The following is a 9,701-nucleotide window of genomic DNA, read 5'->3' as shown; positions in this document are numbered from 1 at the left end:
TGTCAGATTTACCGACAAAACGCGGCTGAAAATTTGGCAGGTTTAAGACACATGGCACTTAACATGCTAAGAGCTGAGCCAAGCAAAATTAGTGTGCCAATGAAGCAGAAACGTTGCATGATGAACCCCGGCTTCTTGGAGCAAGTCTTAGTTGCTGGATTTAAGTCAATGACTAAATTCTAACCATTCATGCGGACGCCCTGCTGACGAAAGTGACCAACGCCCATAATTTAAGAATCACTATTTTAGAACAAGAGAGAAAGAAAGATGGCAACTAAAAAACAGGCTTTAAAAACAAACGGTACGTTGAAAAAAGGTTTTCGATTTGGCAAAGGTGGCCGCATTATTGAGGCTAAGAAACCAACAACAAAACGCAAAGTGCGTCGAAAATAATATGTATAAAGCCCCGCAAGGGGCTTTATTTTGGCTTAATTAATGCCCTATTAGAAAATCTGCGAAAATAACGAACAGATCTAGAATTCGTTTTTTTTCGCCTGAACTGAACGACGTTATGACCGAGGGACATCTTTATATCGAGTTCCATCAAGTCATAAGCCGATATCGCCCGACCTCCGGGAGTGTAAATCACATCCCCTTTTATCTTAAAGTCCCGCCATGCCTTGGTTGTAGGCAGGTAGCCACGATGCATAACCAACAGCAGCCGGACGACAGAAAGCGGCCAGTTGCGCTTGGTTTTCCAGTTGCGAACCGTTTGAACAGACACGCCGAAATATTCCGCCACCTCTTTGTCACTATCAAAATGCCAAAGTAATAAGTCGGAAACGTGGTTTATATGTAGGTCGAAGTTATAGAGCTCGTCTCTTACCTTTTTACACATGTGATCTTTGTCTCATTTTATTTAAATGGACAAAAATCATATTTTTAGATGATATACCCGACAACAAACCCAAAGCACCTATTTTATAACAAATTGAAAAATTTCGAGGTGCTTAATAGGTCGTTAATCCGCTAATAATAATATAATTATTAGTAGATTAGGTATTTTACATAACCTGCACATAATGCGCACCAATATAGACAAAAAGAAAGGTAACTAATGCTATTAAATCAATGCGTTACATTTTATTTTTGCCTGCCATTTCATGCTATTTTTTGGTTCTCTGTTAGCCTCTCAAATGCGCCAATTGCACGCTGATTCTTGGAGCGTTCAGCGATGATTGCCAACAAAACCAAATTAACCCAACTCGATGCGGCAAACGATGCCGTATACACCGAGCTGCTTACTCAATAACCTTACCGTCGGGCGGCAGGAAATATGAATAAACTCTCTATCACTGGATGTCAGCGCGCATTGGAGGCGCTCGATGCAGCCGATCAACTCACAGACAAAGACAACGTTAGCGCTGAAATAGAACGCTTCAAAGCGATGGACATGAAAGACGTGATGTTCAAAGCCACTAAAGCGCTGTTCAGTGAAAACCTTTCCCCCGAGGCGTTGGGCTTACCGTCGAATTTCTTCGCGCAACTGGAACAACTCGCCAAACTCAACAACGTAGCGCGCAGCAAATACCGCGAACACATCCAAACAAACCTTTCTGAACTGAGCCAAGTGCAAGACGTCAACGGAGGTGAGCATGAGTAATCACCCTAACCCGGTCAGAGGCCATGTGCGCTACCCCTTCAACCGTGGATCGTGTAGGTGAAGGGAAACTGATTGCACAAGGTGAACCGACAAAGACCTTGTCCGAACTGTGGCAATAGCCCCATGAGTAATACCACTTATAGAGTGAGCACGGCTTATGCAACAAGGAAGCGTAAGTGATTACGTTGTCACTTTTATTTTTAATCAGAGCAATATGTCGTGGGATAGCCTTCCTACTATTTCATTATGTAACTTAATTACATAAAATTTATTACAGGGTGTCGCTTTGGTATTAATGTCTGTTATATCATATTGATTTCGTTGATTTTAACATCAATACAAAGGTCTTTTATGACAAAAGTTCAGAGGGCAAAAAAGATAGGCTTTACCTATTGATCTGTGTTTGAGTTATTTATTTGCAAAAAAAAAGCAGAGCGCTTTGGCTCTGCTTTTTTGACTTCGGCTTTATTGTGGGGTTGTACCTAGTGAGTTGCTTTGTCGTTAGACTTGTACTCTGCCCTAATCTGCTCTGCAACGATTTTTATTGCTTGGGCTGTACTCATTCCCTCGGACATAAGTTTCTGGATTCTCTCTACAGCTTTTTGCTGTTCTTGATGTGATAACGGTTGCAAATCATCAAACATAAAAATTCGGCTCCTTTACTTTGGAGCCGACTATAGCGAGATGATTAGTAGGTCGCAAGGAAATTAATGGATGCACCCATTGCATTTTCATTGGTGTAGCGGGCAGAAATATCCAGTTCGAACAGATTTAGTGGGGATATGCCAATACCTGCGGTAATCGTGTCGTCAGTATCTCGGGCCATATTCTTCATGTAGCCTCCCCTTAGCTGCAGTTGCCGCAGCAGATCGACTTCAATGCCCGCTCTAAGCATCTGTGTGTTGTCATCAAAAGCGGAGAACTTCTTCTCTTCATTGAGATCGTAATCCACACTCAGTGTGAAGTAATCGGAGACGATCCCTGCTCCGACAGTATAAAGTGGCCTCATACTATAATCATATGAGGTAATTGTGGTGGCTGGACTTGTCCCACCGAATGTGTATTCTTTGGTTTTTATATCTCGACCTACAAGATTTTTCGCTGCCACTCCGATTCTAAATGGTCCGTAAAACCAGAGCGCTCCTGCATCAAGATTAAACATGGTTTCCGCAGTTTCGTTTTCGCGCAGATCTCCAGAATCATAGCCACTAAACGTGGATGCGTAGGAGTAGGTATAAACTCGCTGTAGCTTTGGCGTTACGCCAAACGCCATATGTTGGTTGAGAAAAGTCTGATATTTACCAAGCGATACGCCAACTTCTGTCACCGCGACAGATACGGCTTGTACGTAGCTGTTATCTGGATCCGGCCCAGGCGCAATTGTTGGTGTCACGAAAGATTCTGTGTAGGCCTTACCGTAGATGGTGGCAGAAAGAAACTTATTTGGAATACCAAAAGCGACAACACCACCGATTTCAAGGTCGAGCTGATCACCATTGATATTATTCAACGCGTCGACGACGCCAGGATCACTAGCAGCAATAAGATCGCCAAGATCTTTAATTTGATCGACCAGTTTGTCGGGATCATTGTAGCTAATACCAAAACTTGGAATGATCATTCCTGCATCATCGTTTCTGCGATAAACGGCAGTGAGTGCTGGGTTAAAGAAAGGAGCGGTAAGATAAGTGGCAGATACCGTCCCTACACCACCCATCGCATCACTTCGTGCTTCAATAGCATAATTAGCGGCATTGGCGACAGATGAACCACATAGTGTGGCGATGGCCGCTGCGAGATATCGGTTTTTCATCTTCATGATAAATAATCCTGAGATTTCTTTTTGTTTTGTATCGGCAGTGAAGAAGATTTATTTAGCCGTTTATTCTTGCGTAATATCGTAGGTACGGCTGATGGTCTGGGATTGTTCAACGATAATGTCCCCTTGCCAACGTTTTGTGTTAAGGCTAACGGCAAGGACATAACGCTCATTTGGAATGCCCTCAAGCTCAAGGCTTTCTGGATAGTCAGACTCATAGGTCTTATTCCATACCCGTTCGTATTGTCCATTGACGAAGTCATATAACCCTACATTCATCTCTGGCAGTGGACAATATGGATTCATCAATGCACGCTTTTCCACCTTCCAATTCTCTTTCGATGCCCAACGGACATATTGAGGAGCTGTGGGCTCTCCAAGAATTATCCAGCCACTCCAATCACTACCATCTTCTGCTTCGATAAGAAGGCGATAGAGTCCAGATTCCAGTTTTCCTGATAAATTGTAGCGCTTTTGGTAACGTTTTTCGTTTTCTCTAATCGTGACACCGTCACCAGAGACTTCATTAAATAGGCTATCTGCCGAAACGGAGCGGTCTATCCAGCGTGTAATACTCACATTACTAAGAGAACGCGTTGATCTCACATCAATAACAAGTCGGTGAGTATCCCTACCGGGACTTTGGATGGTTTGTCGGATGATATTGACGCCGCTTACCCATACAGGCAGCTTTTTCTTGGTGAGTGATTTTCCACAATCGCGCTCTAAAGATAATATCAGCAGCTCATTAAGGTGCGATTTCAAGGTATCATTCGGTGATGATTGCCAGACTTCGACAAACGAATCAAACATGCCGGATAGATCATCTTCCAGAAGATGTTTGTGGGCTTGAGTTAGTGGCGTATTCTTCTCAAACCAGTCTACCCCGTAGACTGGTTGAACGAAGAGAGATGCAACGAATGAAGTAAGGACGAGACTGCGCATTAGCCTTTCATCTTATAACCCACGCCACGCAGCGTTTCAATTTCGAGTCCAGGAAGCTTTTGGCGTAGTTGCAGTACATGGGTGTCTACTGTACGCGTAGTTGGGAAATGGTTATAACCCCATACATGGTCAAGCAACTCATCTCGAGTGAATACTCGTCCCAAGTTGCTCGCTAAAAACAGCAATAGATCAAATTCGGTTCTCGTTAATGTAATTTGCTCACCTTTAAAAAAGACTTCTCGGGTTGATTTATCGATGACCAGATTTTCTGTCACCACTTGGTCAATATTGAGCTGCTCTGATGTTTCAGGGGAACGCAACTGCGCGCGGATTCTGGCGAATAATTCAGCTTCTGCGAAGGGTTTTGTCAAGTAGTCATTTGCGCCTGAATCCAGTCCGGCCACTTTGTCCTTTACGGTGACCAAAGCTGTTAGCAGAATTACCGGTATATTCTTTGATTTCTTCCACTCAGGAAGATGCGAGACTGAATCACCATCTGGCAATTGTCTATCCAGTATAACCAAGTCGGCTTTTTGCCAAAGCGGCTCCACTTCAGAAATACTTTCGGCGTGCAAACACTCGTAACCTGCCTGCTCCAAGCTCACCAATAGGCCATCTGCCAGATTTTTATCGTCTTCAACGAGTAGCAACGTCTGTTTCACAAGGTATCTCCAAAATAAACGTAGTTGGTGGACCAATGAGTTTCATTTTTCCTCCCATTCGTCCAACCATAGATTCAACAATGGTTAGGCCAAGCCCTAAACCACTTTTACTGACAAATGGCTTACGTAAATGCGTCCAGTCTTTACTGGTCAGTACGCCATTGTCTTTCACTTCAATTATTAATTTACTGTCACTGGTGCTTACGTTCAAAACGACAGGCGCAACACCATACTTCACTGCATTTCGAATAAGATTGTCAACACAAGTTCCCAACCAATAAACATTAATTTTTGCTGCTACATCACGATCAATGCAAAGTTGTACACTTTCGGGAAACTGGTCTTCCAGTTTAAACATTAGCCACTCTTCGACAGAAGGTATCCATTCCGTTGCTAAAGGCTGATTGTCTGACTGAAGATAATCTTTACTTGCTTCTGCGAGTTGCCTTAATCGGCGGGTATCTTCGCACAACCTTCGAAACTCATCATAAACGGTTTCCGGTAAGTGCTCAAATTCTCGGCGAAACCCTTCGACCGTTAATGATAGACTAGCAATCGGAGTGCGAAGTTCATGCGTGAGAATTTGTAGCACCAGCATACGACTTTTCATCTCTTGTCGTTTACTGTTCCAACGATAAACCGCCCAACCCGCTACGAGCATGATGTTGGCAATCACGAGGACGATCATTGATATGCGCAACACTTGCGAATGATCTTCTAGATTCCAGCAGATGTTGCCTCTTTGGACGAAGCAGCTTCCGGCATCGGACGCCAAAGTTAGTGATAAACCAGCTTTTTCAACATTCGCTGACCAAATCTCTTGCTCAAAAATATAGTAGTAATCGCCACGACGAAGCCACAGGTTATCTTTCTCAAGGAACATGTTTGCCCCCGAAATCAATGCATTTATGGTTTCTTCATCCATTGATTTCAGGCTGGTAAGCAATTCATCGCCTTGATCTTCCTCTCGCTCCTGGATATGCATGTATTTCTTGAGCGTTTCTTTTTCTTCTGGGTATTTCTCGACGTATCTTGCCGCATAAGTACCACCACCGGGATGAATCAGCGCGGAACGTGAGAACCAGCGAGAGGTCAATTTAGAGCCTTTACACATCGCACGTGTAAATACTAAGGGCTCGGTGATCAATGGACTGAGAGGCAATTTTCCGTTGCAGGTTTTAGACAGTTGATAAAGCTGTTGTATATCTTTAAGTGGGTAGCTCGCCGTTTGTGGCTGCATGGATTCGGGAGAAAGTAAGCGCGTAGGGAAAGTCGACTGCATATCGCGGATGTCATAGCTTTTAACTGCACTATGGTAGTCGAATAATTCGGTAAAGCGGTCTATGCGCTCTGGCAACGAATCTGCCAACGCAATTTGCGGCAGGATTAGAAGATTAATGATGAGTGAGAAAAGTCGCTTTTTGAACAAAATTAACGATTAAGTACAGTGAAATCTGGCCCCAATATACAACATATTCACAAAAATAGACATTTTCATGGCTTGGTATTTCGCGCAGAGGTTCTCGTTTGTTATAAAAAAGGTCGGTTTTCACCGACCTTTGAGATTTGAGAGTTGTATCAGTGCCGCTTAAAGCGCTTTAGAAATGGCGTCGACACTCTCCTTTGCATCACCAAATAGCATCGACGTATTTTCTTTATAGAACAAAGGGTTTTGAACACCTGCGTACCCCGTGTTCATTGAACGCTTGAACACAATAACGTTCTTCGCGTGCCATACCTCTAGCACGGGCATTCCCGCTATCGGGCTATTTGGGTCTTCCAGTGCGGCAGGGTTAACCGTGTCGTTTGCACCAATGACCAAAACGGTATCGGTTTCTGAGAAGTCTTCATTAATTTCGTCCATCTCAAGTACGATATCGTAAGGCACTTTCGCTTCTGCAAGCAAAACGTTCATGTGGCCAGGTAAACGGCCCGCGACTGGGTGAATACCAAATCTGACATTAATGCCTTGAGCTCGTAGTTTCTCAGTGATTTCATGTACGGGATATTGAGCTTGCGCAACAGCCATACCATACCCTGGTGTAATGATGACAGAGGTTGAGTTTTTCAGCATTTCAGCCACGTCTTCTGCGCTGACCTCACGGTGTTCACCATATTCTTGATCTGACGAAATAACGACTTCCTGACCAAAACCGCCGGCAATAACACTGGTAAAAGAGCGGTTCATTGCTTTACACATGATGTAAGACAGAATGGCACCAGAAGAACCAACAAGCGCGCCCGTGACAATCAGCAAATCGTTTGCCAGCATAAAGCCTGCTGCTGCCGCTGCCCAACCTGAGTAGGAGTTGAGCATCGAAACCACCACTGGCATATCTGCGCCACCGATAGACGCCACTAAGTGGTAACCAAATGCAAACGCGATCAACGTCATCACAATGAGCGCAAACATGCTTCCGTCGGTTTTCACGAAGTAGAGCATGAGTAGAGTTGAAACGACGATCGCTGCTAAGTTCATTTTGTGCTTATGCGGCAAGTTTAGCGGCGATGAAGAGATCACCCCGCGTAGCTTACCAAACGCAACGATCGAACCAGTAAAGGTTACCGCCCCGATAAACACACCAAGGAAAACTTCGACTAAATGAATGACATGTTCAGCGTGCATTCCTGCGACATCGACAGAAACCGGTTGTGGTGGCGCGATAAAGCTGTTGTAGCCAACCAACACGGCCGCCATACCCACGAAGCTGTGCAAAATCGCAACCAGTTCCGGCATCTCAGTCATCTCAACTTTTTTCGCAAAGTGGATACCAATACCACCGCCGATCACCATGGCAAGAATTACCCACGCAAAGCCTTGCGCACTCGGGCTAAAAACGGTCGCGATTAAGGCAATCGACATCCCCGCGATCCCGTAATAGTTCCCTGCACGAGCCGATTCCTGTTTGGATAATCCCGCCAAACTTAAGATGAAAAATAGAGCAGCAACGATGTATGCCGCCTGTACTAATCCTGCAGACATTGATGACTCCCTATTATTTATCTTTGCGGAACATTTCGAGCATACGCTTGGTTACCGTAAAGCCACCAAAGATGTTAATACTCGCAATTAATACGGCAATAAATGCCAAGAAGGTAACGGCTCCGTTTCCTTGACCTATCTGCAAAAGCGCACCAACTACAATAATGCCCGAAATGGCGTTCGTGACAGACATCAATGGTGTGTGTAACGCATGAGTCACGTTCCAAACGACGTAGTAACCCACCACACAAGCCAAAATAAACACAGTAAAGTGAGACAAGAAGGCAGCAGGAGCCACAGACGCAATCCAAGCGAATGTGCCAACAGCGGCAGCAAGGCCAAGCAGTTTTTTCACCGGAGAAACGGGTTCTTCGGCTTTTTTCTCTGCTTTGGCAGCCACTTTCGGCTGGGATTGGGGCTGGGCAGAGACTTGAATTGGCGGTGCTGGCCAAGTGACTTCACCATCTTTAATGACGGTTACGCCGCGAAGCACAACGTCTTCAAAGTCGATGTTAATCGTGCCATCTTTCTCTTTGCACAGCAGCTTAAAAAGGTTTACTAAATTGGTTGCGTATAACTGAGAGGATTGAGTCGGTAGTCTTCCAACCATGTCGGTGTAACCAATGACTTTTACCCCATTTTCGGTAGTAAAAACTTGATTGGCTACCGTGTATTCGCAGTTCCCGCCATTCGCGGCGGCTAAGTCTACGATAACACTGCCAGGCTTCATGCTGTCAACCATCTCTTTGGTGATCAACTTAGGAGCAGGCTTGCCTGGAATCAATGCCGTTGTAATGATGATATCGACATCTTTTGCCTGAGCTGCATACAACTCAGCGGCCTTTTTGTTAAAATCATCTGACATCTCTTTGGCGTAACCATCACCGCTGCCTGCGGTTTCTTGGTAATCGACCGAAAGAAATTGTGCGCCCATGGATTCAACTTGTTCTTTCACTTCAGGGCGAACGTCAAATGCACGTACGATTGCACCAAGGCTACCTGCCGCGCCGATGGCCGCCAAACCCGCAACCCCTGCGCCTGCCACAAACACTTTTGCTGGCGGCACCTTACCTGCAGCCGTAATCTGCCCCGTGAAAAAACGCCCAAATTCATGCGCTGCTTCGATAACCGCACGATAACCTGCAATATTCGCCATGGATGAGAGCGCATCAAGCGCTTGAGCGCGCGAAATTCGAGGCACTGCATCCATAGCTAATACGTTGATTTTTTTACTCGATAGTTGCTCCATCAACTGAGAGTTTTGCGCTGGCCAAATGAAACTGACTAAGGTCGCACCTTCTTGCAACAATCCGATCTCATCGATGCCATTTTCACTGTCAACGATCGGCGCATTGACTTTCAAGACCAGCTCTGAATTCCAGGCTTCTTCAGACGACACCAACTTCGCACCAGCCGCTGCGTAAGCTGCATCATCGAAGCTCGCCAGAGCCCCCGCTTGCGTTTCGACGACAACATCGAAACCTAATTTTATTAGCTGCTCAACCGAACTGGGCGATGCAGCAACCCGCGTTTCTCCCGCGAGTCGTTCTCTTGGTACACCAACTTGCATAGCTATTCCTTGACTATTGGTCTTGTTACTCATCTTTTTGTATCGGACACAGAATGCGACTTCAAGCATTTTGTAGTTAAAATACAAAATTTCATTACATATAACCCCACGTAATGAAT

At 45.0% G+C, this 9,701-nt stretch carries 10 protein-coding genes and 1 pseudogene; 3 read left to right on the top strand and 8 right to left on the bottom strand.

Going from position 1 to position 9,701, the window contains the following annotated elements:
- Both UF06_RS27185 and UF06_RS28205 read left to right on the top strand, forming a co-directional pair.
- Window positions 1–183 (top strand): annotated as a pseudogene (locus UF06_RS27185) (ISAs1 family transposase); the annotation flags it as partial.
- Window positions 184–267: 84 nt separating this feature from the next.
- Window positions 268–393 (top strand): hypothetical protein, encoded by a 126-nt coding sequence (locus UF06_RS28205; RefSeq protein ID WP_264299474.1) that lies wholly within the window; start codon window positions 268–270, stop codon window positions 391–393.
- 25 nt (window positions 394–418) lie between these two features.
- Here the strand turns inward: UF06_RS28205 and UF06_RS13550 are convergent, their stop codons facing one another.
- Complete coding sequence (locus UF06_RS13550) at window positions 419–838, bottom strand: DUF3653 domain-containing protein (RefSeq protein WP_045570915.1); 420 nt, start codon at window positions 836–838, stop codon at window positions 419–421.
- Window positions 839–1,276: 438 nt separating this feature from the next.
- Here UF06_RS13550 and UF06_RS13545 point away from each other — a divergent pair, with 438 nt between their 5' ends.
- Window positions 1,277–1,603, top strand: coding sequence for a hypothetical protein (locus tag UF06_RS13545; RefSeq protein WP_045570914.1), 327 nt, complete (start codon window positions 1,277–1,279; stop codon window positions 1,601–1,603).
- A 482-nt stretch (window positions 1,604–2,085) separates the two neighbouring features.
- Here UF06_RS13545 and UF06_RS24510 read toward each other — a convergent pair whose 3' ends face one another.
- The 7 genes from UF06_RS24510 to pntA all read right to left on the bottom strand — a co-directional run bounded on the left by UF06_RS24510 (window position 2,086) and on the right by pntA (window position 9,582).
- A complete protein-coding gene (locus tag UF06_RS24510) occupies window positions 2,086–2,247 on the bottom strand; it encodes a YoaH family protein (protein ID WP_082069705.1) in 162 nt (53 codons plus the stop codon).
- Window positions 2,248–2,291: 44 nt separating this feature from the next.
- On the bottom strand, window positions 2,292–3,422 hold the full coding sequence (locus UF06_RS13540; RefSeq protein ID WP_045570913.1) for a conjugal transfer protein TraF: 1,131 nt from the start codon (window positions 3,420–3,422) through the stop codon (window positions 2,292–2,294).
- A gap of 63 nt (window positions 3,423–3,485) precedes the next feature.
- Window positions 3,486–4,367 (bottom strand): DUF2861 family protein, encoded by an 882-nt coding sequence (locus tag UF06_RS13535; protein ID WP_045570912.1) that lies wholly within the window; start codon window positions 4,365–4,367, stop codon window positions 3,486–3,488.
- The gene (vxrB, locus tag UF06_RS13530; RefSeq protein ID WP_045570911.1) at window positions 4,367–5,029 is read right to left on the bottom strand and encodes a response regulator transcription factor VxrB; all 663 of its coding nucleotides are present in this window, start codon (window positions 5,027–5,029) and stop codon (window positions 4,367–4,369) included. The genes UF06_RS13535 and vxrB overlap by 1 nt, the downstream gene beginning before the upstream one ends.
- Window positions 5,004–6,458: a sensor histidine kinase VxrA gene (vxrA, locus tag UF06_RS13525; protein ID WP_045570910.1), complete on the bottom strand. Its 1,455-nt coding sequence runs from the start codon at window positions 6,456–6,458 to the stop codon at window positions 5,004–5,006. Before vxrA ends, vxrB begins: the two co-directional genes overlap by 26 nt.
- 159 nt (window positions 6,459–6,617) lie before the next feature.
- Window positions 6,618–8,012, bottom strand: coding sequence for a Re/Si-specific NAD(P)(+) transhydrogenase subunit beta (gene pntB / locus UF06_RS13520; protein WP_045570909.1), 1,395 nt, complete (start codon window positions 8,010–8,012; stop codon window positions 6,618–6,620).
- A gap of 13 nt (window positions 8,013–8,025) precedes the next feature.
- The gene (gene pntA, locus UF06_RS13515) at window positions 8,026–9,582 is read right to left on the bottom strand and encodes a Re/Si-specific NAD(P)(+) transhydrogenase subunit alpha (protein ID WP_045570908.1); all 1,557 of its coding nucleotides are present in this window, start codon (window positions 9,580–9,582) and stop codon (window positions 8,026–8,028) included.
- Window positions 9,583–9,701: the final 119 nt, after the last annotated feature.

The organism is Vibrio sp. S234-5 (assembly GCF_000960595.1).
Lineage (GTDB): Bacteria > Pseudomonadota > Gammaproteobacteria > Enterobacterales > Vibrionaceae > Vibrio.
The sequence above is the reverse complement of the archived record's forward strand: the minus strand, read 5'-3'. Positions and strand labels throughout refer to the sequence as shown.

Excerpts from the sequence above, each read along its gene's own strand:
- UF06_RS28205 (WP_264299474.1), top strand. The coding sequence starts at position 268 with ATGGCAACTAAAAAACAGGCTTTAAAAACAAACGGTACGTTGAAAAAA.
- UF06_RS13550 (WP_045570915.1), bottom strand. The coding sequence starts at position 838 with ATGTGTAAAAAGGTAAGAGACGAGCTCTATAACTTCGACCTACATATA.
- UF06_RS13545 (WP_045570914.1), top strand. The coding sequence starts at position 1,277 with ATGAATAAACTCTCTATCACTGGATGTCAGCGCGCATTGGAGGCGCTC.
- UF06_RS24510 (WP_082069705.1), bottom strand. The coding sequence starts at position 2,247 with ATGTTTGATGATTTGCAACCGTTATCACATCAAGAACAGCAAAAAGCT.
- UF06_RS13540 (WP_045570913.1), bottom strand. The coding sequence starts at position 3,422 with ATGAAGATGAAAAACCGATATCTCGCAGCGGCCATCGCCACACTATGT.
- UF06_RS13535 (WP_045570912.1), bottom strand. The coding sequence starts at position 4,367 with ATGCGCAGTCTCGTCCTTACTTCATTCGTTGCATCTCTCTTCGTTCAA.
- pntB (WP_045570909.1), bottom strand. The coding sequence starts at position 8,012 with ATGTCTGCAGGATTAGTACAGGCGGCATACATCGTTGCTGCTCTATTT.
- pntA (WP_045570908.1), bottom strand. The coding sequence starts at position 9,582 with ATGCAAGTTGGTGTACCAAGAGAACGACTCGCGGGAGAAACGCGGGTT.